Source organism: Paenirhizobium selenitireducens ATCC BAA-1503 (genome assembly GCF_000518785.1).
In the GTDB taxonomy this organism is placed as follows: Bacteria; Pseudomonadota; Alphaproteobacteria; order Rhizobiales; family Rhizobiaceae; genus Allorhizobium; species Allorhizobium selenitireducens.
On sequence record NZ_JAEG01000008.1, the window covers coordinates 262,202 to 287,144 of the forward strand.

At 60.7% G+C, this 24,943-nt stretch carries 20 protein-coding genes, 5 pseudogenes and 1 other annotated feature; of the genes and pseudogenes, 17 read left to right on the forward strand and 8 right to left on the reverse strand.

Annotation, left to right across the window (positions count from 1 at the left end):
- Positions 1-56 precede the first annotated feature (56 nt).
- Complete coding sequence (locus L867_RS0112845; protein ID WP_146086559.1) at positions 57-485, forward strand: hypothetical protein; 429 nt, start codon at positions 57-59, stop codon at positions 483-485.
- Between the two features lie 54 nt (positions 486-539).
- On the opposite strand, the gene L867_RS0112850 is transcribed toward L867_RS0112845, so the two are convergent.
- Positions 540-887: a helix-turn-helix domain-containing protein gene (locus L867_RS0112850; RefSeq protein ID WP_028737274.1), complete on the reverse strand. Its 348-nt coding sequence runs from the start codon at positions 885-887 to the stop codon at positions 540-542.
- A gap of 131 nt (positions 888-1,018) precedes the next feature.
- Here L867_RS0112850 and L867_RS25180 point away from each other — a divergent pair.
- Positions 1,019-1,909 (forward strand): annotated as a pseudogene (locus L867_RS25180) (LysR family transcriptional regulator).
- A 265-nt stretch (positions 1,910-2,174) separates the two neighbouring features.
- A pseudogene (locus L867_RS27965) lies at positions 2,175-2,348 on the forward strand (Fic family protein); the annotation flags it as partial.
- 92 nt (positions 2,349-2,440) lie between these two features.
- Here L867_RS27965 and L867_RS0112860 read toward each other — a convergent pair.
- Both L867_RS0112860 and L867_RS27375 read right to left on the reverse strand, forming a co-directional pair.
- Entirely contained in the window at positions 2,441-2,644 is a 204-nt protein-coding gene (locus L867_RS0112860; RefSeq protein ID WP_028737275.1) for a cold-shock protein, read from the reverse strand.
- 238 nt (positions 2,645-2,882) lie between these two features.
- A pseudogene (locus L867_RS27375) lies at positions 2,883-3,031 on the reverse strand (IS6 family transposase); the annotation flags it as partial.
- A 261-nt stretch (positions 3,032-3,292) separates the two neighbouring features.
- Here L867_RS27375 and L867_RS26450 point away from each other — a divergent pair.
- Together L867_RS26450 and L867_RS0112870 are read left to right on the forward strand one after the other, a co-directional pair.
- Positions 3,293-4,999 carry a sensor histidine kinase gene (locus L867_RS26450; RefSeq protein ID WP_051438958.1) on the forward strand — a complete coding sequence of 569 codons (1,707 nt, stop codon included), beginning with the start codon at positions 3,293-3,295 and terminating at the stop codon, positions 4,997-4,999.
- A 14-nt stretch (positions 5,000-5,013) separates the two neighbouring features.
- Positions 5,014-5,421, forward strand: coding sequence for a response regulator transcription factor (locus L867_RS0112870; RefSeq protein WP_037173286.1), 408 nt, complete (start codon positions 5,014-5,016; stop codon positions 5,419-5,421).
- 12 nt (positions 5,422-5,433) lie between these two features.
- On the opposite strand, the gene L867_RS26870 is transcribed toward L867_RS0112870, so the two are convergent.
- The gene (locus L867_RS26870; RefSeq protein WP_084638546.1) at positions 5,434-5,994 is read right to left on the reverse strand and encodes a transposase; all 561 of its coding nucleotides are present in this window, start codon (positions 5,992-5,994) and stop codon (positions 5,434-5,436) included.
- Between the two features lie 634 nt (positions 5,995-6,628).
- On the opposite strand from L867_RS26870, the gene L867_RS0112880 reads away from it, so the two are divergent.
- From L867_RS0112880 to L867_RS26875, 3 genes and pseudogenes are all read left to right on the forward strand, one after another.
- Positions 6,629-7,720, forward strand: a complete 1,092-nt coding sequence (locus L867_RS0112880) for an FIST N-terminal domain-containing protein (protein ID WP_037173288.1) — start codon at positions 6,629-6,631, stop codon at positions 7,718-7,720.
- Positions 7,717-8,865: a sensor domain-containing diguanylate cyclase gene (locus L867_RS26455; RefSeq protein ID WP_051438960.1), complete on the forward strand. Its 1,149-nt coding sequence runs from the start codon at positions 7,717-7,719 to the stop codon at positions 8,863-8,865. Before L867_RS0112880 ends, L867_RS26455 begins: the two co-directional genes overlap by 4 nt.
- A gap of 421 nt (positions 8,866-9,286) precedes the next feature.
- Positions 9,287-9,742: pseudogene (locus L867_RS26875) on the forward strand (IS3 family transposase); the annotation flags it as partial.
- Positions 9,458-9,574, forward strand: a sequence feature (AL1L pseudoknot). (Overlaps the previous pseudogene by 117 nt.)
- On the opposite strand, the pseudogene L867_RS26880 reads toward L867_RS26875, so the two are convergent.
- Positions 9,727-10,160: pseudogene (locus tag L867_RS26880) on the reverse strand (helix-hairpin-helix domain-containing protein); the annotation flags it as partial. The pseudogenes L867_RS26875 and L867_RS26880 sit on opposite strands and share 16 nt — an antisense overlap.
- Positions 10,161-10,336: 176 nt before the next feature.
- Complete coding sequence (locus tag L867_RS0112900; protein WP_028737278.1) at positions 10,337-11,599, reverse strand: D-amino acid dehydrogenase; 1,263 nt, start codon at positions 11,597-11,599, stop codon at positions 10,337-10,339.
- Between the two features lie 112 nt (positions 11,600-11,711).
- On the opposite strand from L867_RS0112900, the gene L867_RS0112905 reads away from it, so the two are divergent.
- Positions 11,712-12,605, forward strand: a complete 894-nt coding sequence (locus L867_RS0112905; protein ID WP_028737279.1) for a LysR family transcriptional regulator — start codon at positions 11,712-11,714, stop codon at positions 12,603-12,605.
- Here the strand turns inward: L867_RS0112905 and L867_RS25210 are convergent.
- Entirely contained in the window at positions 12,593-13,519 is a 927-nt protein-coding gene (locus tag L867_RS25210) for a LysR family transcriptional regulator (protein ID WP_051438961.1), read from the reverse strand. The genes L867_RS0112905 and L867_RS25210 overlap by 13 nt on opposite strands.
- A 138-nt stretch (positions 13,520-13,657) precedes the next feature.
- On the opposite strand from L867_RS25210, the gene L867_RS0112915 reads away from it, so the two are divergent.
- The 6 genes from L867_RS0112915 (at position 13,658) to L867_RS0112940 (ending at position 21,077) form a co-directional block, all read left to right on the forward strand.
- Positions 13,658-14,584 carry a serine hydrolase gene (locus L867_RS0112915; protein ID WP_028737280.1) on the forward strand — a complete coding sequence of 309 codons (927 nt, stop codon included), beginning with the start codon at positions 13,658-13,660 and terminating at the stop codon, positions 14,582-14,584.
- The gene (pip, locus tag L867_RS0112920; protein ID WP_028737281.1) at positions 14,581-15,549 is read left to right on the forward strand and encodes a prolyl aminopeptidase; all 969 of its coding nucleotides are present in this window, start codon (positions 14,581-14,583) and stop codon (positions 15,547-15,549) included. Before L867_RS0112915 ends, pip begins: the two co-directional genes overlap by 4 nt.
- A 159-nt stretch (positions 15,550-15,708) precedes the next feature.
- Entirely contained in the window at positions 15,709-17,307 is a 1,599-nt protein-coding gene (locus tag L867_RS0112925; RefSeq protein ID WP_028737282.1) for a peptide ABC transporter substrate-binding protein, read from the forward strand.
- 111 nt (positions 17,308-17,418) lie between these two features.
- Positions 17,419-18,342: an oligopeptide ABC transporter permease OppB gene (oppB, locus tag L867_RS0112930; RefSeq protein WP_028737283.1), complete on the forward strand. Its 924-nt coding sequence runs from the start codon at positions 17,419-17,421 to the stop codon at positions 18,340-18,342.
- Positions 18,335-19,459, forward strand: a complete 1,125-nt coding sequence (locus L867_RS0112935) for an ABC transporter permease subunit (protein ID WP_028737284.1) — start codon at positions 18,335-18,337, stop codon at positions 19,457-19,459. Before oppB ends, L867_RS0112935 begins: the two co-directional genes overlap by 8 nt.
- 1 nt (position 19,460) lies before the next feature.
- Positions 19,461-21,077: an ABC transporter ATP-binding protein gene (locus L867_RS0112940; RefSeq protein WP_028737285.1), complete on the forward strand. Its 1,617-nt coding sequence runs from the start codon at positions 19,461-19,463 to the stop codon at positions 21,075-21,077.
- A 15-nt stretch (positions 21,078-21,092) separates the two neighbouring features.
- On the opposite strand, the gene L867_RS0112945 is transcribed toward L867_RS0112940, so the two are convergent.
- Complete coding sequence (locus L867_RS0112945; RefSeq protein WP_028737286.1) at positions 21,093-22,037, reverse strand: LysR family transcriptional regulator; 945 nt, start codon at positions 22,035-22,037, stop codon at positions 21,093-21,095.
- 186 nt (positions 22,038-22,223) lie between these two features.
- Between L867_RS0112945 and L867_RS25215 the strand changes: the two genes are divergently transcribed.
- Both L867_RS25215 and L867_RS0112955 read left to right on the forward strand, forming a co-directional pair.
- Positions 22,224-23,141 (forward strand): serine hydrolase, encoded by a 918-nt coding sequence (locus L867_RS25215; RefSeq protein WP_051438962.1) that lies wholly within the window; start codon positions 22,224-22,226, stop codon positions 23,139-23,141.
- A 99-nt stretch (positions 23,142-23,240) separates the two neighbouring features.
- A complete protein-coding gene (locus L867_RS0112955) occupies positions 23,241-24,866 on the forward strand; it encodes an ABC transporter substrate-binding protein (RefSeq protein WP_084638547.1) in 1,626 nt (541 codons plus the stop codon).
- The last annotated feature ends 77 nt before the right edge of the window (positions 24,867-24,943 follow it).

A 24,943-nucleotide genomic window follows, 5' to 3' on the forward strand; every position in this document is an offset into this window, starting at 1 on the left:
ACGTATAACCACCGACCGGAGCCTCTCCGCGTTCGGGAGGCGCTGTCGATCAGGGAATGGCCTCTCGTAACCCGGCATTGTTACAGGCGGATAACAACGGTGCCGACCGGTTGCCCGTCTTCCAGATCCGCGGATCAGATTTGGTCATCGCCTTTGTCCCGCGATTGAGGACAATTGACGTGTACGGTTTGCACGATGGTGTCGTGCTGATAACGGGTGATATCTGTCAATCGGGCGTCTCGCGAGACGATTTTTTCATCGGCATCAATGTCCGCAATGGTGGCGCGGCACATGTGGAAATGGTCACCTTCCCGTATGCAGTCCGATTGCCGCTTTCCTTGGCCTCGTCGTTTGCCCGTTCGTTCCTGGAACGCCTGGTCCGGGAAATTACTATCTCGAACAGCCTCAAGACCGGCCGCAGCGTCCTTCCATTGGCCGATTGGAGCAAGTCCTTCAGGAAGCGGCACATTCGTCGATGCGAATGAACTAAGTTTGCGTGGGGCGGGTCGGGAGTTCGAATCCCTTCAAGGCGGGAGGATCTAGTTTTCTGGCCGCGGCTTGCGCTTAGCCGCGGCAACTGCCTCAGCCTGGATCACGCACATTTCAAGCTCTTGTTTTGTCATTCCGTTTGAAGCGTTCGAGAATCGGGCGATGAGTCCGGCTAACTCTGGATCGGCAAGGTCAGGAGCGGTCACGCCCAGGAGCCAGTTCGGGGTGGTGCCAAGTGCCTCGGCAATTCTCACGAGCGTCGCGAGGTCCGCTTCTCTACGGCCGGACGAATAGTGGCCATATCTGCGCTCGTCTAAGCCAGAACGTCGTGCAGCCTCCGCACTTGAGATCCCCAAATGCTTTGCTCTCTCCTGCAATTTCTTCGCGAAGACGTCCATGGGAACAATTTGTTCCTCAAGAACACTGATCTGATCACGAACAATATGGAGTGATATAAGAACATAATGTAATTCTCGGCGAACACGAAGTGAACGATGCGCAACCTCCCTTGGGTCATGGAGCCGTAGGAATGGAAATCCGCCAGCTTTCCTATTTCGTGGCCGTTGCCGAGGAACTGCACTTCGGTCGGGCCGCCATGAGGGTGAACATCGCCCAGCCGGCTCTGAGCACGCAGGTCCAGGCGCTATAGAAGTCCCTGGGCGTGCAGTTGCTGTTGCGCTCGACGCGCCGGGTGGAACTGACCAGGGCAGGGGAGGTGTTCTCCGATCGCTGTGTCAGGATGCAGAGCGATCTGGAGCTCTCGGCCGAGATGGCGCGCTCTGTTGCCGGCAAGACGGTGGGCGAGATCAGGATCGGCACCATCTATCCCGCCACAACCGGCGTGCTCGCGGCGTTTCTGTCGCGCATCGGCCGGAAGTATCCCGATATCCGCCTGCATGTCTCCAACGGATCCACCAGCGACATCATCCGCCAGATCGAATGCGGCCGGATCAACCTCGGCTTCATCCGGCCGGTCGAGAACATCGGCTCGCTGCGCTTCTTCTCCATTGCCCATGAGCGCTATCAGCTGGCGGTTGGCAGGGACAATCCGCTGGCCGATCTCGAGGAGGTTTCCGTCTCGGATCTGCGGGACCAGAAGATCATCAGCTTCAAGCGGCAAAACCTCTCCTTCACCGAGCGGTACTTTGCCGAGAAGTTCGAGGAGCATGACCTTACCGGCAATGTCGTCTACACCTGCGACGACACCTTTGCGCTGATCTCTCTGGTGTCGGCCGGTCTGGGTGTCGGCTTTGCGCCGGAATGGACGGCCGAGCTTCCCGATCGCGACATCGTTCTGAAGAGGGTTCGCGGGATCGATTTCCGGATCGGGCTTGGGGTTGCCTGGAACAAGGAGGATCCGACGGCGGCGCGTGACGACATCATCGATATTGCCAGGTCGCTCGCACGGCCGGGAAGGTGAGGACGGTCCTCGTCGGACCGCTTCATTTGGTCCCGCGGCCGTCGCTATGCTAAACCTCCCGCGGCAACCCTTTTAACCGGTCTTGCGGGTGGCGAACGGCTTTCGCGGGCCTGGCCCGCTGCAGCTGGTATGCCCATTTTCCTGTTTGCTGACGGTCACCCTAAATGGCGACCTTCCTGCTTGGACGGCAGCAAGGCTTCCGTCTTCGTCATGCCCGCCTGTCGCAGTCAGGGTGCTTATGGGGCTCTCCCGCGCGGCGCCAGGTCAAATCGTTCAGGCGACGGGCCTGTCTGCGCCGACTGTCAATGCCGCACTCGCCGATTTGGAGAATGTGGGAATCGTCGAAGAGGTGACCGGTCGAAAACGTGGCCGTGTGTTCAGCTACCGCAAATATCTCGCGATCCTGAGCGAGGGGACGGACCCGCTGCCAGCCACGTGATGAAAATCCACGGGTCGCAGGTTCCCCCCCTCAAGGCGGCTGTTGAACCGCTTTCAGCCCCGTATACGTGAACGGGGCTGATCAAGCTGATTTCAGAGAACGCAGACGTTTTCAGCCTTCGACTTTCCGGTCTTACGGTCTTGCCCCACGTCGTAGCTGACCTTCTGGCCATCCTGAAGCGAGCCACCGAAGCCGACAGCAGATATGTGAACGAACACATCCGGCCCGCCATTGTCGGGGGTGATGAAACCAAAACCTTTGTCTTGGGCGAAGAATTTTACCGTGCCAGTTGCCATAGTGGCCTCGTTGACCGCTTAACGTTCATCATCGCATTACTAGTCAACACTAGGTGCGGCAAGGTTATTACATCGGCGGACGTACACCAAAGTGTCACGGTGAATGTAGGCATCGCGGATGGCGGTTTGTCCGGCGCCATCGTGGTGATCCGAGACTGTTTCTCAGGCCTTTGTAAATCGAGGCCCCCCGCCGCAAAGATCTCCGTATGCCACGACTGGTCCGGGCCCACATGGATGCTTAGGCCTTGTTAGCTTTCTGAAGTCCGAAGATGCGTGCAAGCAAGCCGCTCTGATCATTGGCAGGTCAGCCATCGGAAAAGCCAAAGCCTTTCCTCAGCCACAGCATCGCCTCGAGCCCGCGATCGTTCGCCGCGCGGTGTTGATTGCTGTTTGCCACTGAGAACGACCCGGTATGTGTGACCCGGATCTTCGATCGAAAGAAGCCCGACTGCTTGGCCATCGACAAGACCCACCAGGCGGGCGGTTTCGACAGGGCATTGGCACGCGATGGTCACCCATGACCGCCAAACGTTGTTGCCACCTTCGAATATTTTGCGGTACTTAAATATATCTTTACCGCCCGTCGAGATCATGAGCGAAATTCAACCTCCGGTTAGGCTAGTCATGAATAGACGGCGCCACGAGAATTTGAACATCGCATCCTGGGCGGCCGCCACCGGGCGCGAAGTGCTCCGTGTCGGCTATTCCGACCGCATCATAGGCCAAGTCATCCCCGATATCCTGCGCGTCATAGTCGAGACCAAGCAATTGGAATTGAGGCCTAGGGCTGCCGTCTATCTCAATGACGCGGCCACACAGAAAGCGATACTGGCCGGCTACTACAACATCCATTGGTCGCAGATCGAAACCTCCATCGACATCTGCCGCTCGGTACAGATATGCGCTGATCCCCGGACTCTCCTCACCAGGGTACTGGTACCAATCAGCGGGACGACGACTGAGCCCATCGGCGTCCTGGCGGTCTATGCTGACAACGGCACCGAATACGAGCACGTAGCCGTCCTGCAGGCACTGGCGTGGGATATTTCGACCGTCGTCCGCGGCAAGCGGCGGCAGGAGGAGAAACCTCCGGTCACCACCTGCGCAGGCATGCCTGGCGGCATCGAGGCCGACAGCCCGGGGCTGGGCGACAATATCTTCGAACTTCTGCGGACCACCATCGACAATTTTCCAGGCGGCATCTGCGTCCTGACCGATGACCTGAGGGTCGCGATGACCAACAGGCGGCTCTACGAGATCCTGGACTTGCCCGAAGCACTGTTTCCGGCCGGGTGCAACTTTGCCGACATTTTGCGGTTCAATGCCCGTCGGGGCGAATATGGCTCCGGTGATGTCGAGCAATTGGCGCAGGAGCGCATCCGCCACGTCAAGCTGTTCGTCGATCACGCCTTTGACCGCGACACGGCCTCCGGCCTGGTGCTTGAGGTACGGTCCACGCCATCGGCCGGCGGCGGCTGTGTCCTGACCTATGTCGATGTGACCGCCCGCAAGATGGCCGAGCGCGAGCTGTTGCATCATCGCGACAGGCTCGAGGAGATCGTCACCGAGCGCACGGCCGAGATCGAGTTTCAGGCAAAGAAGCTGCAGCGATTGCTGAACCACGAACGCCACGTAAACGAGCAGCAGCGCCAGTTCGTCGCCATGGCGTCGCACGAATTCCGCACGCCACTCGCCATCATAGATGGTGCTGCTCAGCGCCTGATACGGCGCAAGACCGAGGTCACCCCCGAATTTATCGGCGAGAAGGTCTCACAGATCCGTGCTTCGGTAGCGCGCATGGTCGACCTGATGGAGAGTATTCTGGCCGTCGGCCGGCTCGACCACGGCATGATCGACATCCGGCCCGAACCCTGCGCTATCGTTGAGTTGATCCGGCTTTGCGCAGCAAGCCAGCGCGATATCACCCCTAGCCATCGCGTTAATCTTGATCTGAAGCATTTGCCTGCTACGATCACCGCCGATCGATCGGCATTGCAGCAGGTCTTCACCAACCTGCTCTCCAACGCGGTGAAATATGCACCCGGTTCACCCGACATCTTCGTTCGGGGTTGGCTGGAAGATGGCTGCGTTCATGTCTCGGTGAAGGATCAGGGCGTTGGCATTGATGCCGACGACCTACCGAAGATGTTCCAGCGCTATTTTCGTGCACGCACTGCGACCGGCATTGCCGGAACGGGCATCGGGCTCAATCTGGTCCAGCAGATCGTCGAACTTCACCGCGGCACGATTTCGGTCGCAAGCGAGAAGGACCGAGGGTCGGTCTTCACCGTAAGCCTTCCATTTGCTGCGCAGGAAAAAGTGAAGTCCAACACTCCCGAAATAGAGGTCGCCTGAGGCGAGAAATCAGCATGAGCAAGATCACTATCCTGTGCATTGAAGACGAGGACGATATTCGCACCCTTCTGGTGGAAGAACTGGAAGATGCCGGGTTCAAGGCATTGCAGGCCCGCAACGGACGCGAGGGACTGGAAATGATCCTGACCAAATGGCCCGATATCGTCATCTGCGATATCACGATGCCGGAGATGGACGGGCACCAGGTGCTGGCCGAAATCCAGCTCAACCATCCGGAGATTTCAAACGTGCCGTTCATTTTCCTGACGGCACTCGCCGACAGGGAAAATGTGATTGCCGGGCTCCAGGGGGGTGCCGCCGACTACATGACCAAGCCCATCGATTTCGACATTCTACTTGCCAAGATCACCGGCTGCGTCACCCGGATCGAAAACGATCAGAAGACAGGGCGAGCCTTCTAGGCTCAGGACTCATTAATCGAGCCAGTAGCAGCACGTTGGTGCGATGAGGATGGCGGATAGGAAGGTGTGGGCGCATCGGTCGTATCTGGTGGCGATGCGCCTCCAGTCCTTGATCCTGCCAAACATGTTCTCGATACGATATCGTTGCCTATAGAAGACTTTGTCGTAGTCGGCCGGGTAACGTCGCTTCTTGCGTGGCGGAATGCAGGGCGCCTTTCGTTCGTCCGATACAGCGGGAAAGAGCCCCTTTTTTAGCAGACTGGCTGCGGTGCGATGGGCTTTCAGATGGGTGGCGTCGATCATCAGCCTGTCGGGTTGGCCTGCTTTCCCCGCAAGCGCCTCGAAAATCCGGTTGAAGACGCCGAGCCTGCTCCAGCGGATGAACCGGTTATAGAGCGTCTTGTGTGGGCCGTATTCCTTCGGCGCATCCTTCCACTGAAGTCCATGTTTCAAAACGTAAATGATCCCGCTCACGACCCTCAGATCATCCACGCGCTCGATGCCGTGGGCGAGAGGGAAATAGACACGGATGCGGCTGAACTGGGATGGCGTCAGCAAAAACAAATCACTCATGGCAAATCCTCCTGCCATGAGTGAATCAAAACAACGGCCAATCGGGAAGACGCCTAATTAATAGGGTCTGAGTCTAGGCCTATCGCCGGTCTTCGGAAACAGACAGCAGAAGCCAAACGATTTCACCGCCACACGCTTTGTTTCCGATATTGTCGTGGCACGCGTTGCGTCTTCGCCTATCTTTCGGCCATGCTAATTAAGAGCTCCTAAATTTTCAAAGGGTATACTCTCTCTGAACGTTGGAGGATTGTGTGTTCGGTTTCAGGAAATCTGGCGGTTCGGCGGCCGCTGTGCACGAGCCTGACCTTGGTTTGCGGCAGCAATCGCAGCAGCCGGAAATCGGTCTAGCCAGCTCGAACTTCGATGCTCCATCCGGCGCGATGGAGTTCCTGCGGGCGGGTTCGCGGACACCGAACGTCTCCGATTCTGGAGCCGCAAGCGACACTCGGGCCACCGCTCCGGCCATGGTCTACATGTCTCCCGTGTCGATTTTACCGCCGGCCACAACCGCACCTGCCAACGTTGCGGTAACGTGCGGCTCTCAATCATGAAGATGGCCCAATCAGACGCACAGGAAGCATCGCCCCGAGTTGGGGCTGTTCTCAATGGCCACTCTTTGGCTTCGGATCCAACAATGGCGATCACCGAACTCGGCAATGCGCTGCAGCGGGAAGACACCGCCCTCGTTCTAATCTTCTGTTCGCCAGACTATGACCGCGCTACGCTTGGACAGGCAATTGCGGCGCGTTTCGCCGGTATTCCGGTCGTCGGCTGCACAACGGCCGGAGAGATCGGCGGCCAGGGCTATTCCGATGGCGGCATGGTCGGCCTCAGTTTTTCCAGGCACGATTTCGACATAGCCATCGGCTTTCTTGATGGTCTGTCCACGTTCGAGATGAGGCGCGGCCAGGGACTTGGCAAAGCACTCCAGTCCGAATTGCTCGCTCAGGCTCCAGACGCTGACCGCCACAATTCCTTCGGTCTGCTGTTCATTGATGGATTGTCGATCCGCGAGGAGCAAGTAACGCGGGCGCTGCAGATGGGCCTTGGCGAAATTCCCCTGATCGGAGGATCGGCCGGCGACGACCTCGCGCTGCAGAACACTTTCGTTTTCCATGATGGAATTTTCCATACCGATAGCGCCGCGTGCGTAGTGATGCACACAGCCCTGCCTTTCCGCATTTTCAAGACCCAGCATTTCATGGCGATGGACGAGCGGCTTGTCGTCACCGAAGCGGACAGCAGCCATCGCCTGGTGAAGGAGATCAATGGTCGTCCTGCAGCAGAAGAATATGCCCGCATCCTGGATACCAGCGGCATTGGGCTGGACTCCTCGCACTTTGCTGCCTCTCCCGTCGTGGTCATGCTGGACGGCACCAACTATGTTCGCTCAATCCAACGCGCCAATCCGGACGGCAGCCTGACCTTCTACTGCGCGATCGAGGAGGGACTGGTCTTCCGTGTGGCAAAGGGTGTCGACCTGATGGACAATCTCGAGCATGCACTCGAAGCGGTCACCTCGGCGATCGGCCCGCCACAGGCCATGCTGGTCTATGATTGTATCCTGCGCAAGCTTGAGATTTCCCAGTTGAATCTGCGCTCCGAGGTCGCGGCCCTCTTCTCTCGGCACCGTGCTGTCGGCTTCAATACCTATGGCGAGCAATATCAGGGCGTCCATGTCAACCAGACCCTCGTCGGCATCGCCTTCGGGGAGGCCGCGGCATGATCAGCCAAGCCGTTGCGGCTGAAACCACCGGTCCGCAGCAAATCGATTTTGACACCCTGCAAGACGAAATCGTCAGGCTCAACAAGATCGTCAAGGTCTTGATGGATCGCGCCGAGCGGAGCGCAACGATGCAGGGCTCCGATTTCAGCATCTTCCAGACAACCGTGCTGCTGGAGGAACAGGTAAGGCAGCGCACGGCAGCGCTTGAGGCGGCGCTGCGCGAAAACGAAACGATAACGCGGGCCCTGAGCGAATCCGAGATCCGTTTTCGCGGCCTAGTCAGCCAGTCGCTGGTCGGCATCACGATTGTCGAAGACAATAGCGTAACCTATGCCAACGAGACGTTCGGCACCATGTTCGGCTGCGAGACCGACGAGGTAATCGGCAGCGATCCGATGGACTATTTTCATCCCGGTGACCGGCAGATTGTTGACGAGAGCATTCGCCGCCAGTTGTCCGGCGAGGCGAAGAGCATTCGCCATACGGTACGCGGCATGCGCAAGGACGGGAATATCATCGATGTCGAGATCCATGGCAATGTCATGGAAATCGGCGGCAAGAGAGCTCTGATCAGTATCTTGATGGATGTCACCGACCGCGTTCGCGCCGAGCGGGAAGTCGAGGCCCTGCAGCAGAAGCTTCTGGAGCAGGCGATCCGCGACCCCCTGACCGGCCTTTACAACCGTCGCCATTTTGACCAGGTGGTGATTGGCGAACTGGCGCGCGCCGCAAGGTCCGGCAAGCCGCTCTCCCTACTGATGGCCGACATCGACCACTTTAAGGCAATCAACGACACCTACGGTCACCAGGCAGGCGATGTCGTCCTGCAAAACTTCGCCGCGAGCCTGCGCGATGCGGTTCGCATTAGCGACGTCGTTTGCCGCTACGGCGGCGAGGAGTTTGTCGTTCTGATGCCTGAGGTCGACCTCAATACGGCGCGGGCTAACGCCGAGCGGATCCGCGCCACACTGCGTAGCGCGATGCCTCAGGGTGCTGGCTTACCATCCGCAGTAACAGCATCCTTCGGCATTTCGACTTACCCGGCCCACGGACAAGACCGCGACAGTCTGCTGCGTCAGGCCGATAACGCTCTCTATCTGGCCAAGGCCTCCGGCCGAGACCGGGTCGAATGCGCAACCGTCTGAGGCGAACGCTAAGGCTCTGGTAGCGGCGCAGTGGCTGCAGCCAAGTTACGGACACAGCGATAAGCCTGCGTCCTGCTCGGCCTGCTCTATGATCGTTTCGTCATCGTCTCCAACAACTCGGAACACACGCCTCGGCAACTGGAGCGTAAGCGGCAAGGAGACCCCATCTGGCGTGTGTGACGTTGAGCGGAGTATTGCGGACATACGACTTCTTGAATTGTAAAGATCTATGCCTGCGCCTACGGCTAGCCTTGGATTGACGAGGCGGTGCCCGATCGTCTTGACGGCTCGCCGCGACAGTTACGGCGGTTCTGGTCTGCCGAGTTCAAGGCCACTGCGGTCGAACAAGCCTTTCAGCTGGGCGTGAATAAACCGCACTGGATTTGCCGGGAGCTCCATCTTCTGAGAAAGTGGAGCCACTATGAGCAAGACAACGAATAAGTTTTCACCTGAGGTCCGCGACCGAGACGTGCGGATGGGTGAAGAAGGCCGAGGTCGACAGCGGCCAACGAGCAGGTTTGCCGAGCGATGTCGCTGAGAAGATGAAGGCTCTTGAGCTTCGTCAGGCCAACGAGATTCTGCGCAAGGCGTCTGCCTGTTTCGCGATGGCGGAGCTCGACCGCCCCTTCAAGCGATGATCTCGTTCATCGACGAACACCGTAGTGTGTTCGGGGTCGAGCCGATCTGCAGGCTACTGCCGATTGCCCCATCAACCTGTTGCGAGAATGTCGCCAAGCGCCTGGATTTGTATCGCCTGTCGATCCGCGCCAAGAGCGATACCAGCCTGAAGATCGAGTTACGTCGTGTCTTCGAACAGAGCCTTCGCGTCTATGGCGTTCGCAAGGTCTGGCGGCAGTTGAAGCGTAAAGGCTTTGACCAGAGCGCGTAGCGTCTTTCACGTTTCAGGGATGGTCGGAACGCATCAGCTTCGGCGAGCGTGATCAAGGAGGTCGACGACCCGCCGGCGCGCCGCCACATATCGTCGATGGAAACGAACGGATCGTCACCGCGCGCCACGGCAATTCTTGCTGCGTCCTGTTCAGGCAGTCCCCGTACCAGTCGCATCCCAAGACGCACGGCAGCCGGTCGGTCCCCTTGATCTCGTCCAGCATGCAATCCCACCGCGAACGATTGATGCAGACCGGTCGGATCGCCACCGCGTGGCCCCTGGCGTCGGTGACGATCTGCACCGGTGCATGGAAGCCCCTCAGTTGCGCGTTGATGAGGGCAAAGGAGGCAGCATGACTTTCTGGAAAGCCATAGGAGCCAAAACCCTCGAGCTTTGTGGCGGTTTCCGTTGATCGTAATGATCGTTGTCAAGTGATTTACGGACAGGCCCCGCCGGTCGCAAGCGGCGAAATGGCGCTGCCGGAGGCCGGATCGCATCCGGCCGGGCATAGCCTCGTCGCGCTCCTTGCACACGACACGCATATCGCCCCGGTCCGGCTCAGACGCAAGAGAGCGGCGCGCCTCAGCGCACATGCCCCAAGGCGAAGGGCGCCATTTCGACCGGAGGCGCCCGGTCTTCGATCAGATCGCGGATGAGGCGTGCGCTGCCGCTTGCCAGCGTGAAACCCAGCGCGCCATGGCCGACATTGAGCAACAGGTTCCTGTAGGGTGTCTTGCCGATGATCGGCTTTCCTTCGGCCGTGGCCGGGCGCAGGCCTGCCCAGGACCGAGCCCGTTCGAGCCCCGCAAGACCTGGAAAGGTCGAACGCACCTGTTTCTTCAACGTCTCCAGCCGGCGCGGATCGACCGCGGCGTCGGGCGCGCCGATGTCCACCATGGCGGCGACGCGCACGCTGTCTCCCAGTCTCGCATAGACGATCTTGTTCTGGCTGTCCGTGACGCTGATCTTCGGTGCGGCGGTTTCAGCGCCCTCCGGAACCGCGACCGTCAGGCTGTAACCCTTGAGCGCACAGAGCGGCAACGATACGCCGAGCGGGCGCATCAATTCCCGGCTTACCAGTCCCGCCGTCATGACGAAATGGTCGGCTTCGATATCTCCGCGATCGGTGGAAACGGCGCGCACTTGCCCCTGCTCGGCACGAAGAGCGCCGATCTTGTGGTGGTAAAGCGTCGTTACCCCGTACTTTTCCTGCAGCACGGTATCCAGCGCTTCGCAGAACTTGCGGCAATCGCCTGCTTCTTCGGAGGGGGTGAAGACACCACCGCTGAATTGCCCCTTGAGACCCGCAAGCGCCGGCTCGAGGGCGATGCAGGCTTCCTCATCGAGGACGTCCTGCTCTGCCCCGAGTTCCTTCTGGTAGGCCGCGAGGGCGACTGCGTTTTTGAAACTCTTTCGGTCCCGATGGATCACCAGTTTTCCGAAGCGGTTGAAGTCGAAGTCCAGTGCTTCGGTCTGCATGAGATCGTGCATGGCCGTGCGGCTGAAGTCGGCAAGCGTGGCAAGTTCGGCCGTATGCTTCTGGAAGGTGCCGGGACTGCATGCCCTGACAAAATTCAGGAGCCAGCGCCATTGGGCCGGATCTGCGCGAAGCCGGAAACCGAGCGGCGACTGCCGGTTCAGAAGGTATTTCGGAAGATTTGGAAAGATGGAAGGTGCTGCAAGCGGCGCGACATAGGAATAGCTGAGCTGGCCGCCATTGGCGAAGCTGGTTTCCTGTGCCGGTAGTCCGTTTCGGTCGACGATCGTAACCTCGTGACCGTTGCGCGCCAGAAAATAGGCGGTGGTCAATCCGACGACACCCGCGCCCAGAATGCAAATCTTCATGTGGAAATTCCTTTGCCCGATGGGCGGGACTATGGCCAGAAGCCGTGGCTTGAGCAATTTCCTTTGTTTCGTATATATACAAACAAAAGTTATGATCTGATCGCGAGCTGCCGTGCTTCAACTGCGCCACATAGAAGCCTGCCATGCTGTCTTCCAGACAGGCGCAATCACCCGTGCGGCAGGCCTTCTGGGCATCAGCCAGCCCGCCGTCAGCAAGCTGATCAAGCATGCAGAACAGCAACTCGGGTTCCGGCTTTTCGAGCGCATCAAGGGCCGCCTGGTCCCCACCCGCGAAGCCGAGATGATGGCGCCGGAAATAGCCAAGGTTTTCGACCAACTGGGGCATTTGCGCCGGCTCGGACAGAATCTTGCGCCCCATGGGCAGGGCCGGATCCGGGTCGGCTGCATTCCAAGCCTTGGCATGAGCGTCGTGCCGGACGCCATACAGCGCTTTCAGAAGGCGCATCCCGAGATTTCCTACGAAGTTAGCACCCAGCATACGGCGCAGCTCATCCAGAGCTTAATGGCGCAGGATCTCGACATTGCCGTCACTTTCGATCCCGAGCCGCATATGGGTATCCGGGCGGAAAAGCTCGGGCACTCCAATCTGCTGTATGTCGGACCTGCGCGTGATCGAAGTGCGCAGAGGAAGGAGATTCGGCTCCCCGAGATCGATCCGCAACAATTGATCGGTCTGATGGAAAGCGATCCCGTCGGCCGGCTGCTTGACCGGGAGATGCGTTCGGTTGGCATGGTCGCGACGCCGGCAATCCGGGTGCAGACCCATTCCATCGCTTGCAAACTTGCTGAAAAAGGGTGTGGCGCGACGATTGTCGATGCCTACACCGCTTCCTCGTTCAAGGACCGCGCGGTCGAGATACTGCGGGTGAAACCGGACATAGGACTAAACACAGTCGCGCTTCACAGTGACCTCAGGGTGCTGTCACGCCATAGTGCGGCGTTCATTCGCTACCTGAAACAGGCCTGTAGCGCCTATTCGGATTGAGCATTTCTCCCCTTTCCTTTCGGTGCCGCTGGTGTCTTGAGAAGTGTCAGCAGCGAGAGGACGGCGCTTCGCAAGGGTTCCTTGCGGCGGTGGAACACGATCAGCGGAACGGTCGGGACGTTCCCAAGCGGTTTCCAGACCAGGGCGGGGCTCGTCAGCCGACCGGCAGTCAGCGCATCGATGACGCCCACCCCGCCGCAGGCCTCCACCAAATGGCAGACGGTCGAGCAGAACGGCGCTTCGCAGGACAGGTTGTATTTCAGCCCCTTGGCCCGAAAGGCCTGCTGGATGACCGCGCCCATGGGCGACCATGCCGGATCATAGGAAACCAGCGGTTCGGCGGCGATATCCGTGATGCTCAGGCGATCCTTCGAAGCGAGCGGATGATCCCGACGCATCACGGCGCCGAGCGCCACCTCCATCAGCGTTTCCGCGTGAAAGTCCGCCTTGGCCGGTACCGCCATCTGCAGGCCGATATCCGCCCGCCCACTTCTCACATCCGTTTCAGGCTCTGTCACCCACAGGCGGAGATGTTTCCGCCAGTTGTCATAACCGGCGGTCGCCAGCCGTTCGGCAAGGAAGCCCTCGACGATTGCCGGCGTGGCGGAGATCGTCACCGGCGTGGCGGAGATCGTCACCGGCGCGCGGGCAGCGCTCGCCAGCCCCTCGATCCGGGAGCGGATTTCCGCCTGGGTGGTGAAGATCGGCGCGGCCTGCGCGAACAGGGCGTGCGCCTCGGCGGTCGGCTCCAGCCGGTTGCCGACGCGCTGGAAAAGGGTGAGCCGCAGCCGGGCCTCGATGCGCTTGATCTGGGCGCTGACGCCTGGCTGCGAAATTCCAAGGACCGCTGCCGTTTCGATCGTGGTTCCGACCCGCATCAGCGTACCAAAGAGCTCAAGTTCCCGGAGGTTCATAGGGATCCTTTCCTTAAGAAGACTATCAGCTTAGTAATAGAAGATGCAGTTTTAATTATTTTACACAATCTCCGATGCGGGGCTAGCTTTGTCCACGGACGCCCATGGCGAAATGAGAAGACAGACAAGGAAATGCGCATGTTTTTCAACCAGACCCCGGAATGGAAGCAGCGCGGCGACAGGCTCGTTGCGAAGCTGCTGGAGCAGCTTTCCTCCCGGGGATTGCGCGAGGAACGGCTGGGCCTCGTGATCGTCACGCCGGAGAACAGCCGTCCCGTCGGTTATTCCTGGCGCGGAGATTGGGTCTGCTACCCTTGCAGCCTTGTGAAGGCGTTCCATCTGGTTCATGCGCTGGATCTGCTGGATCAGGGTGTCCTCACCCCGCATGAAGATCTCGACCGCGCCATGCGCGACATGATCCTGTGGTCTTCGAACACCGCCACCAACTACGTTATCGACCTTATTACCGGTACGACCGGCGACACGCTGTTGTCCGAGATCGAATTCGCTGAATGGCGCAAGCGCAGGGAGCAGCTGAACCGCTACTTCCTGAACCTCGGATGGAGCGAATTTGCCGGCTGCAACATCACGCAGAAGCTGATGGACGACACGCGTTACGGACGCGAGGCGCAATATGCGGGGCGCGACCGGTCCTATCTCAATGCGCTCACGCCGCTTTCGGCCGCGCGCCTGATGTGGGAACTGTTCGAAGGTGAGCTGCCGCTCTCCGATGCCTCGCGCGCGCGCGCGCAAAAGGGGCTGCGCCGGGATCTGGCAGGCCCCGAAGCCGGTAATTCCGGCTATCAGGTGATAGAGTTTCTCGGCGGTGGCCTGCCGACCCACCTGCCCTACTGGAGCAAGGCCGGCCACAACACCTGGACGGGCGATCCCCACGCCTCCTATTTCAAGCACGACATGATCCGCTACCAGCCCGAAGACGGACCGGCGGTGATCGCGGTCGTGATGACGCAGGGCAAGGAACTGAGCGTCGATCATCCGCAGGCCTTCCACGATATCGGCCGCATTCTGGCCGAACATCTGGCTGAGGCGGAGGTCGCCGCATGAGAGAAACCGGCGATACGGCGCGACGCAGCCTGTACCCCGTCATCGAACCCTATGACACGGGCTTTCTTCAGGTCAGTCCGCTGCACCGTATCCACTACGAACAATGCGGCAACCCGAAAGGAAAGCCGGCACTCGTGCTGCATGGTGGCCCGGGAGGGGCGATTTCGCCGTTCCTGCGGCAGGGACACGATCCCGAACGCTATCGCATCATTCTCTTCGATCAGCGCGGCTGCGGAAAATCCACCCCCTATGCGGAACTGACCGATAACACCACCTGGGATCTCGTGGCCGACATCGAGACGCTGAGACAGCATCTCGGCATCGATCGTTGGCAGGTCGTCGGGGGCTCATGGGGCTCGACGCTGGCGCTTGCCTACGCCGTCACCCATCGTCTGCGCGTGACGGAACTGATCGTGCGGGGCATCTTCGCCGTGCGCGCTGCGGAAGTGCGCTGGTTCTATCAATCCGGCGCGAGCTTTCTCTATCCCGATGCCTTCGACAGATATCTGGCGCCCATTCCCAAAGCCGAGCGCGACGACCTGCTTGGCGCCTATTACCGCCGGCTGACGGGTGGCGATGCGGCAGGTCAATTGGAGGCCGCCAAGGCCTGGAGTGCCTGGGAGGGGGCAGCGCTGAGCCTGATACCGGACCCGGAACGCGAGGCATCCTTCGCCGAGGAGGAAACCGCCGTCGCGCTTGCCCGGCTCGAATGCCACTATTTCATGAATGGCGGCTTCTTCGCCCATGACGGATGGCTACTCGATCAGGCGGCCGCGCTCGCAGGCCTGCCGGGCGAGATCATCCAGGGCCGCTATGATTTGGTGACGCCGATGCAGACGGCCCATGACCTGGCGAAACGCTGGCCGGACGCGACTTTCACCATCGTTCCCGATGCCGGCCATTCCGGCGTGGAGCCCGGCATCGCCGATGCCACGGTTCGCGCAACCGACCGCTTCGCCTCATGAACACACGTCGCTGGAAAACCGAAGCGACGACCCGCCCTTGCGGTTACCGCGGCTCTTCCGGGCCGCTGGACCGCCAGTCGAGCGCTGGCCTTGCCGGCGCTGCCTCCCCTGCCGATCCGGAAGGATCAGCCAAATATCACTAACAAAGAGGGATCCTGCATGACATCACATCACAAATTCTCGTTGCGATCGCTGCTTCTCGGTTCGGCGCTGGCCCTGCTGCCGGTGGCCTTCGCGCCGGCGGCTCTCGCCGAAACCGCTCTGGACCGCGGCAATGTCGACGACCCGGAATCCATGGACCCGCACCGCACTTCGACGATGGCCGAAGGCAATCTCATGCGGGATCTGTTTCTCGGACTGGCCGCCCATGACGCCGCCGCCCGCACCATTCCGGGTGCTGCGGAAAGCTGGGACGTTTCCGAAGACGGCAAGACCTACACCTTCCACCTGCGCGCCGACGGCCGGTGGTCCGATGGCAGCCCGGTGACCGCCGAGGACTTCGTCTATTCCTGGCGCCGCGTGGTCACACCTGAAACGGCGGCCGAATACGCCTACATGCTGGCCCCGGTGGTCAACGCGGAGGACATTACCGCCGGCAAGAAGAAGCCCGAGGAACTCGGCATCGTCGCCAAGGACAAGCTCACTCTGGTCGTGACGCTGAATGCGGCTACCCCCTATTTCCTCGACATGCTGAGCCACCAGTCAACCTATCCGGTCAAGCGCGAGAATGTCGAAGCCTTCGGCACCGATTTCACCAAGCCCGGCAATCTCGTTTCGAACGGCGCCTACAAGCTCGCAGGCTTCGTGCCGAACGACCACATCACGCTTGAGAAGAACCCGGAGTTCTACGACGCTGCCAATGTCGCCATCGACAAGGTGAACTACTATCCGACGGCGGACAATGCAGCGGCCGTGAAGCGTTTCGAAGCAGGCGAACTCGACGTCAACCGCGACTTCCCCACCGAGCAGACGGCTGACCTGAAGGCGAAGTTTGGTGACGAAGTGCGCGTCGGGCCGATCCTCGGCACCTATTACTATGGTTTCAAGACCGACAAGGCTCCGTGGGACAATCCGCGCCTGCGTCAGGCGATCTCGATGCTGATCGACCGCGACTTCCTCGCCAAGAAGGTCTGGCAGGATACCATGCTGCCCGCCTACTCCTTTGTGCCGCCGGGCATCGAGGGTTACGCAGCTCGCGCGCCGGAATATGCCGAAAAGGCCCAGATCGACCGTGAAGACGAGGCAGAGAAGATCCTGACCGAACTGGGCTATGGCCCGTCCTCGCCGCTGAAGATGGAAATCCGCTTCAACACCTCGGACAACAACTCGAACACCGCGGTTGCCATTCAGGAAATGCTGCGTCCGTTCGGGATCGAGGTCTCGCTGGTCAATGCCGACACCAAGTCGCATTACGGCCTGCTCGAAGCCAAGGGTGATTACGACGTGGCGCGCGCCGCGTGGTATGCGGACTATGTCGACCCGGAAAACTTCCTGGCGCTTTGCAAGACCGGCACCGGCAACAACTACACGCAGTATTCCAATGCCGAATATGACGGCCTGCTCTCCAAGGCCGCTGCTGCCGAACCTGCCGAACGCCTGAAGCTCTTGTCGGATGCCGAGGAAATCGGCGTCGCGCGCGATCTCTGCGTCATGCCGCTGATGTATTACAGCTACCACAACCTCGTTTCGGCGAAGGTCGGCGGCTGGCAGGAAAACGTGATGGATATCCATCCCTCGCGCTTCCTGACGCTGAAATAGCAAGAACGAAAGGGCTTGCCTCCGTCTGTCGGCGGGGGCAAGCATCCCGGCCTGTCGTCGCGGCCATCGCGGCGCTGACGACGTCCGCCTGTCTCCTCATGTGAGCCCACAATGATCCGTTATGTCCTGCGGCGGTTGCTGACCGCCATCCCGACGATCTTCGTGATCATCACGCTGTCGTTCTTCATGATGCGCATCGCTCCGGGCGGGCCGTTCAATCAGGAACGAGGCCTCGATCCGGTGATCCGCGCCAATCTGGAACGCGCCTATCACCTCGATCTGCCGCTATGGCACCAGTATCTCATCTATCTCGGCAATCTCGCGCGTGGGGATCTCGGGCCGAGTTTCACCATGCCGGAATTCACCGTCGCCGAATTGTTCATGGCGGGGCTGCCGGTTTCCGTGCAGCTTGGCGGCCTGGCGCTCATCCTTGCGCTCATCCTTGGCGGCGCGCTTGGCATTGTCGCGGCGTTGCGGCAGAACAGTGCTCCCGATGTTGCGGTGATTGCACTTGCGACCGCCGGAAGCACGATCCCGACTTTCGTTATCGCGCCGCTCTTCCAGCTTTTCTTCGCGCTCACGCTCAAATGGTTGCCGGTCGGCGGCTGGGGCGATGGTGCGCTTGTCAACAAGATCGGGCCTGTGGTGACGTTGATGCTGCCGCAGCTTGCCATCGTCGCACGGCTGATGCGGGGGGCGATGATCGAGTCCCTTCACGCCCATCATATCCGCACCGCCCGCGCGATGGGTCTTTCGGATTATTCCATCGTGCTTCGCCATGCCCTGCGCTCGGCATTGCTGCCGGTCGTTTCCTATGCCGGACCGGCTGCTGCGGCTTTGCTGACGGGGTCCGTGGTGGTCGAGACCATCTTCTCCATCCCCGGTATTGGTCGCTACTTCGTCGATGCAGCACTCAACCGCGACTACACCGTCGTCATGGGCGGGGTCGTCATCGTTGCGGTCTTCACCATCCTCTTCAACCTCATCGTCGACATCCTCTATGCGGTGATCGATCCGAGGGTTCGCTATGAATGAGAATACCGCTTTGACAGCCAAGAGCCCTGCGGTCGTCGGCCGTTCGCTATGGGGTTACGCCCGCTCGCGCTTCGCGCGCAATCGCGCGGCCATGGCAAGCGCCGTCTACCTGTTGCTGATGGCGGTCGTTTGCGTCTTCGGGCCCATGCTGCTGCCGAACAGCTACGAGACGATCTACCAGAACTATACCCGGGTGCCGCCAAGCCTTGCCTCTTATCCCACGGCCGGCATGCTCGGCCCGGCCATCGAGGAAGCCGTCGCCCGCGCTCGATTGAACCTCGATGGATGGGAGGAGAAGGGCGGGCGGATCGAGATAAGCCTCTCCTCCAAGGGCGAAATCGATCCGCGGGTGAGCCGCTATATCGACCGCTCGGACCTGCTCGATGATGCCCAGGTGAAGGCAAGTGCGCCCGGCTCCATGACGATCTCGGCCGCGCTGGAAAGGCGCTACTTCTTCTTCGGGACCGACAGCACCGGCCGCGATCTTCTGGCGCGCACCCTGATGGCGGGACGCGTGTCGCTTTCCATCGGGCTGCTCGCAGGCCTGATCGCGGTGTTGATCGGTGTCTTCTATGGCTCCGCCGCCGGATTTATCGGCGGGAGAACCGACCAGGTGATGATGCGCATTGTCGACGTCCTCTATTCGCTGCCCTTCATCTTCTTCGTCATCATGCTGGTCGTCTTCTTTGGGCGAAACGTCCTGCTGATGTTCGTGGCCGTCGGAGCGGTGCTGTGGCTGGATATGGCGCGCATCGTGCGCGGCCAGACACTTTCCCTGCGCCGTCAGGAGTTCGTGGAGGCAGCCGAAGCGCTGGGTGTTTCCCGCGCCCGTATCCTGCTGCACCATATCGTGCCCAATCTGCTCGGGCCTGTGGTGATCTATATGACCCTGCTCGTGCCGCAGGTCATCATTCTCGAGAGCTTCCTCTCCTATCTGGGCTTCGGCGTGCAGGAGCCGATGTCGAGCTGGGGCGTGCTGATCGCGCAGGGAGCCCGTTCGATGCCATCGGCGAACTGGTTGCTGATCTTCCCGTCGGCCTTCCTCATCACCACGCTCTTTGCGCTGAACTTCATCGGCGACGGTTTGCGCGATGCTCTCGATCCCAAGGACCACTGACATGACGCCGGACGCCAATGACAAGCCCATCCTTCTCGCGGTCGAGGATCTGCGGGTCGGGTTCCAGACCGAGGAAGGCCCGGTGGAAGCGGTGCATGGCATTAGCTTCCATGTCTGTCCCGGCGAGACCATCGCCATCGTCGGCGAGAGCGGATCAGGCAAGAGCCAGTCGATGATGGCTGCTATGGGCCTGCTGCCGAAAAATGGACGCGCGACGGGTCGCATCCTGTTTCACGGCGAAAACCTTGTCGGCATGAACAAGGCGGTATTGAACCGCATTCGCGGTGACCGGATCGGCATGGTCTTCCAGGAGCCGATGACCTCGCTCGATCCGCTCTACACGATCGGAAGCCAGCTCATCGAGCCGATCATGCGCCATCAGCGTATCGGCAGGAAGGCTGCCAAGGCCCAGGCGCTGGAGATGCTTCGCCTTGTGCGTATCCCGGACCCGGAGAGACGGATGGACGCCTATCCGAACGAGATGTCCGGCGGGCAGCGTCAGCGCGTGATGATTGCCATGGCGCTTGCCAACAATCCGGAACTCCTGATCGCCGACGAGCCGACGACGGCTCTGGACGTGACCATCCAGGCGGAGATCCTCGACCTGATCGCCGACCTGCAGGCACGGCTCGGCATGGGGGTGATCTTCATCTCGCATGACCTCGGCGTGGTGCGGCGCATCGCGCAACGGGTCTACGTGATGTGCCGGGGCGATGTCGTCGAGTCCGGACCGACGGCGGAGGTGTTCGACAATCCGCAGCATGACTATACACGTGCGCTGATAGCGGCCGGTCCTTCGGGATTGAAACTGCCTCCTGCCCCGGATGCGCCCGAGGTCATGTCCGCCTCAAATCTGGATGTGTTCTATGGACGCGGAGCCTATCGACGGCAGGCAGTCGCCGACGCGGGGCTGACCCTGCATCAGGGAGAAACCATCGGCATCGTCGGCGAGAGCGGCTCGGGCAAGTCGACGCTGGCAAGGGCTTTGCTCAGGCTGTTGCCCTCGTCCGGCCGGATACGCTTCGACGATATGGATATCTCGGGCTATGACCGAGCGGAAATGCGTCCGCTGCGCCGACAATTGCAGGTGGTCTTTCAGGATCCCTTCGGATCGCTCAGTCCGCGCATGACGGTCGGACAGATCGTCACCGAGGGGCTTACCGTTCACGAACCCGGCCTCAGCCCCCGGGAGCAGGATATGCGCGCCATTCAGGCATTGGAGGAAGTTCACCTCGACCCGGCGATGCGCAACCGCTATCCGCACGAGTTTTCCGGAGGGCAGCGCCAGCGCATCGCCATCGCCCGGGCCATCATCCTCAAGCCGCGCGTCCTGCTGCTCGACGAGCCGACCTCGGCGCTCGATCGCCAGGTGCAGAAGCAGATCGTCAATCTTCTGAGGAATCTGCAGGCGGCGCATGCGCTCTCCTACCTGTTCATCAGCCACGATCTTGCTGTCGTCCGTGCGATGGCGGACAGGATAATGGTCATGAAGAACGGCCGGATCGTGGAGGCGGGGCCTACCCTTTCCCTTCTGGAAAATCCGCAGGAAGAATACACGAAAAGCCTGATCGCCGCGGCATTCCCGGTAACCGAAGCATCGGCGCCCGCAGGCATCTGACGTAGCACCCGCCACTTATCGGCGGCGGGTATCGGGCGGAGCATTGCTCAGGATCTTTTCCAGCAGCTTCGCGCGCTCGTCGCAAACGGCGACAAGATGGCCGAGCAGGGCTTCGCCGCTGTTGACGGCGGGCCGGCTCGCCGGCCGCAGCGCCGACACGAGAAAGCTGATGCGATGTGAGATCGCCCGGATCACGACCGGCCTGTCGCGATAGCTCAGCGCCGTCAGCGGATTGACGATCGCCACGCCGAGACCGCAGGCCACCATCTCGCAAACCGCATTCGCGGATTGCGTTCCGATCGACATCTTGGGTGTCACGCCCGCCTCGTCGAACATGCGGTCGATCTGCATCCGGAATGGATCGTTCTCGCCAAGCGAAATGAAATCCACATCGCGAAAATCCTCCGGCGCTAGGACCCGTTTGTCCGACAATGGATGGCCGGCCGGCAGAACGCAGACCTGATGGAAGCTGCCGACCGTGACCACCTCGGCATTGTCCGAGGAATAGCTCCCCTCGACGAGTCCGATGTCGAAATTGAAGCCCGAAATCGGCGACTGGTTTCGCGGGTCGGCGGTATCGATGCGCACGGAGACATGCGGATGACTGCCCATCAGCCGTCGCAGGGCTTCCGGCAACAGGTTCTGCGCGAAGGCCGGCAGCGTGGCGATATAGAGGATCTCGTCATAGGAGCGGCGAAGGCCCTCGACGCAGGCATTGATGCGGTCGAGGCCGATGAAGGACGCCTGGACCTCGTGGTAGAGCTTCAGCGCCAGGGCCGTCGGATGCAGACGCTGGCGCCGACGCTCGAACAGCAGGAAACCGACGGTATCCTCGAGACGCCTGAGCTCGCGGGTGATCGTCGGCTGCGACGAAGCCAGGGCCGCGGCGGCGGCCGTCACCGTTCCGAATTTCATCGTGGCGCGAAATACTTCGATCTGCCGCAGATTGAGCTCGCCCATTTCGTTCGCCTCTCCAGTCCCCGACCATGCCGATCATATCAGATTTGAATGAACTGGCAGCGAATCTTTCGTATCGGCATATCCGGATCGGGCATAGAGTTCACGCATGTAAATCATGACGTTGCACTTCATCCGGGTCGGTTCGCGCCGTTTCCGGAAAGGCAATCTGCTATCTCGGGTTGACACGTGGACAAGGCAGGCTTCGGTATACTTCTGGACGGGATCATCAGCCTCGCGGTCGAACGCAGCGGCGGAAAACTGGAGGCCGGCGATATCGGCATTGCGCTTGCGATCCACGACCGGCCGCTGCGCGTCGTCGATCCCGGTCCCTTGTCTTCGATCCTGTCCTTCAGCTACCGGTGCGACGTACCGGTCTATCCCGCAAGCGTGGTGAAGCTCTTCTGCCTGCATGCCTTCACGGCCTTCGAGGCAATGGGCCGTTTCACACCGAATGACGAGGATCGGCGCGCCGCCCGCGCGATGATCGAGCTTTCCTCGAACGAGGCCACGGCATTCCTCATGGGACGCCTCACCGGTGCGTTCGACGGTCCCTGTCTGGACGACGATGCGCTGACTGAATGGCTTCGTGATCGCCACGGCGTGCAGGATTGGCTGACAGGTCTCCGCAAACCTGAATTCCGCGACATCAACGTGCTGCACGCCACCTATGAGGACAGCCCCTATGGCTGCGCCTATCAGGCTCGGTCCCGCTCGCCGGGAAACCGGCTGACGGCGCGGGCATGCCTGGCGCTGATGCACGACATTGCCCGCGGCGCCTCATCGTCACCGGGCTGGATGATGGAGCTGATGGACCGCACCCGCGAGCGACAGACCTTTGCGGAAACCGGCATTCCGCCCGAGGGCGATCAGGTGAGAGGCTTTCTCGGCGAAGGCATGCCGGAAAGCACGCGGTTGTGGTCGAAGGCCGGCCACACGAGCTGGACCCGCCACGATCTGGTCTACGCAGAGACGGCATCGGGACGCAGCTTCGTCGCCTGCGTGATGACGGACAGCCGCTGGTCGGCAGCCGACACGACCCTGTTTCCGGATATCGGGCGGCTCATCCACGAGGCCGTTCTTGAGGACGGTCACAACCAGGCCTGACGACAGATTTGCCTCGCGGCACACCGCGGGGCGGAAAGAGCATCATAAGAAATGCTCGCATGCATGAAGATACAAAAGAACCAATAGAGGGATACTGCCATGACATTAGTGAAGACATCCGCTGGCTGCCTGCGTTCGGCCCGCCTGCTGCTTGCCGCAACGGCAATCAGCATTCTTGCCCAGTTCTCGCCGGTGATGGCGCAGAACCCGATCCCCGGCGGCACGCTGCATCTGCCGGCCCCCTACAGCTCGGCGCTGAAGTCGCTCGATCCGCACATCACCTATGAATCGCAGGACATGGCCGTCTCCAAGGCCTTCCACCGCGCGCTCTACACCTGGGATTCGGCCGAGAACCGGCCGGCGCTCGATCTGGCAACCGCGGTCGAAACCTCGTCCGACGGCAAGACCTTCACCTACAAGCTCCGCGACAACGCCTATTTCCACAATGGTCGCAAGATGACGGCGGATGACCTGATCTGGTCGTACACCCGCATCATGGATCCGCAGAAAGGCTATCCGGGTTCGCCGATGATCTCGGAAATCGTCGGCGCGGAAGACTACGCCGCCGGCAAGGCCACCTCGATCTCCGGCTTGAAGAAGATCGACGACTTTACCCTTGAGATCACCTTCAAGAACTACCTCGAGCCGGGCACCCTGCTGTTCGAAGCCGTGACCGCCATCCTGCCGAAGGAAGAGGCCGACAAGCCGGAATTCCTGTCGCATCCCGTCGGCCTCGGCCCGTTCCGCTTCGTCGAGCATGTCGAGGGTTCGCGCGTCGTCGGCGAGAAATTCGACAAGTACTACAAGCCCGGCCAGCCTTATGCGGACCGCGTGGAGTTCACCATCACGGATGAATACAGCACCCTCGACGTCGCCTTCCGCGCCGGCGAACTGGATGCCACCGTGCTTTCGGGCGGCGCCTATGCCGCCTACAAGGCCGATCCGGAACTGTCGAAGGGCCTGATCGAGGTTGCCGAGCTCTTCACCCGCCACATGGGCATGAACGTCCAGAAGGCACCCTTCGACGATGTTCGCGTGCGCCAGGCGATCAACTATGCCGTCGACCGCGACATCATCATCCGCAAGCTGCTGAAGGACAAGGCGTTCAAGGCCACGGGCTGGCTGCCGATGACCTCGGTCGCCTTCGACAAGGACCGCACGCCCTATGCCTATGATCCGGAAAAGGCCAAGCAGCTCCTGAAGGAAGCCGGTTACGGCGACGGCTTCGAATTCGAGGCCATGGTCACCGATGGCGAAAGCACGCTCGGCGTGTTGCAGGCGATGACGCCCTTCCTCGCGGCGGTCGGCATCACCGCCAAGCCGAAGGTGGTGGAATCGGGCGTTCTGCTCGATGCGATCAATGCCGGCGAAGCCATGGCATGGTTCCGCTCCAACGGCACGGGTCCCGATCCGGTCGGCGCGCTGCGCTGCTTCGACAGCCGCGTCTCACGCTCGGCCTGCAACCGCAGCGGCTATGCCGATCCGAAGTTCGACGCCATGATCGATGCCGCCTCGTCCGACCCCGATCCCAAGCGCCGCATTGAACTGGCCAAGGAAGCCGACGGCTACATCTTCGAGCAGGCGCCGGTGTGGTTCCACAATTACAACAAGGCCGTCGTCGCCACGCAGCCCTGGGTGCACGGCGTCGATTCCAATGTGACCGAAGCCGCCATCCTCGAAGTCGACCAGATCTGGCTTGATGAGAACGCCCCGGGACGCAACTAAGTCTCCCATTCCAGTCAAATCCAACCTTTCCGGCCAACCTTTCCGGTTCGGGCGTCGCGTGTCATCCATGCGGCGTC

What these genes read in the sequence shown, in the direction of transcription:
- L867_RS0112940 (WP_028737285.1), top strand. Translation starts at nt 19,461, where the DNA reads ATGACGCCGGACGCCAATGACAAGCCCATCCTTCTCGCGGTCGAGGAT.
- L867_RS0112945 (WP_028737286.1), bottom strand. Translation starts at nt 22,037, where the DNA reads ATGGGCGAGCTCAATCTGCGGCAGATCGAAGTATTTCGCGCCACGATG.
- L867_RS26455 (WP_051438960.1), top strand. Translation starts at nt 7,717, where the DNA reads ATGATCAGCCAAGCCGTTGCGGCTGAAACCACCGGTCCGCAGCAAATC.
- L867_RS0112900 (WP_028737278.1), bottom strand. Translation starts at nt 11,599, where the DNA reads ATGAAGATTTGCATTCTGGGCGCGGGTGTCGTCGGATTGACCACCGCC.
- L867_RS0112925 (WP_028737282.1), top strand. Translation starts at nt 15,709, where the DNA reads ATGACATCACATCACAAATTCTCGTTGCGATCGCTGCTTCTCGGTTCG.
- L867_RS0112870 (WP_037173286.1), top strand. Translation starts at nt 5,014, where the DNA reads ATGAGCAAGATCACTATCCTGTGCATTGAAGACGAGGACGATATTCGC.
- L867_RS26870 (WP_084638546.1), bottom strand. Translation starts at nt 5,994, where the DNA reads ATGAGTGATTTGTTTTTGCTGACGCCATCCCAGTTCAGCCGCATCCGT.
- oppB (WP_028737283.1), top strand. Translation starts at nt 17,419, where the DNA reads ATGATCCGTTATGTCCTGCGGCGGTTGCTGACCGCCATCCCGACGATC.
- L867_RS0112915 (WP_028737280.1), top strand. Translation starts at nt 13,658, where the DNA reads ATGTTTTTCAACCAGACCCCGGAATGGAAGCAGCGCGGCGACAGGCTC.
- L867_RS0112845 (WP_146086559.1), top strand. Translation starts at nt 57, where the DNA reads ATGGCCTCTCGTAACCCGGCATTGTTACAGGCGGATAACAACGGTGCC.
- L867_RS0112955 (WP_084638547.1), top strand. Translation starts at nt 23,241, where the DNA reads ATGACATTAGTGAAGACATCCGCTGGCTGCCTGCGTTCGGCCCGCCTG.
- L867_RS0112880 (WP_037173288.1), top strand. Translation starts at nt 6,629, where the DNA reads ATGGCGATCACCGAACTCGGCAATGCGCTGCAGCGGGAAGACACCGCC.
- L867_RS25210 (WP_051438961.1), bottom strand. Translation starts at nt 13,519, where the DNA reads ATGAACCTCCGGGAACTTGAGCTCTTTGGTACGCTGATGCGGGTCGGA.
- L867_RS0112935 (WP_028737284.1), top strand. Translation starts at nt 18,335, where the DNA reads ATGAATGAGAATACCGCTTTGACAGCCAAGAGCCCTGCGGTCGTCGGC.
- pip (WP_028737281.1), top strand. Translation starts at nt 14,581, where the DNA reads ATGAGAGAAACCGGCGATACGGCGCGACGCAGCCTGTACCCCGTCATC.
- L867_RS0112850 (WP_028737274.1), bottom strand. Translation starts at nt 887, where the DNA reads ATGGACGTCTTCGCGAAGAAATTGCAGGAGAGAGCAAAGCATTTGGGG.
- L867_RS0112860 (WP_028737275.1), bottom strand. Translation starts at nt 2,644, where the DNA reads ATGGCAACTGGCACGGTAAAATTCTTCGCCCAAGACAAAGGTTTTGGT.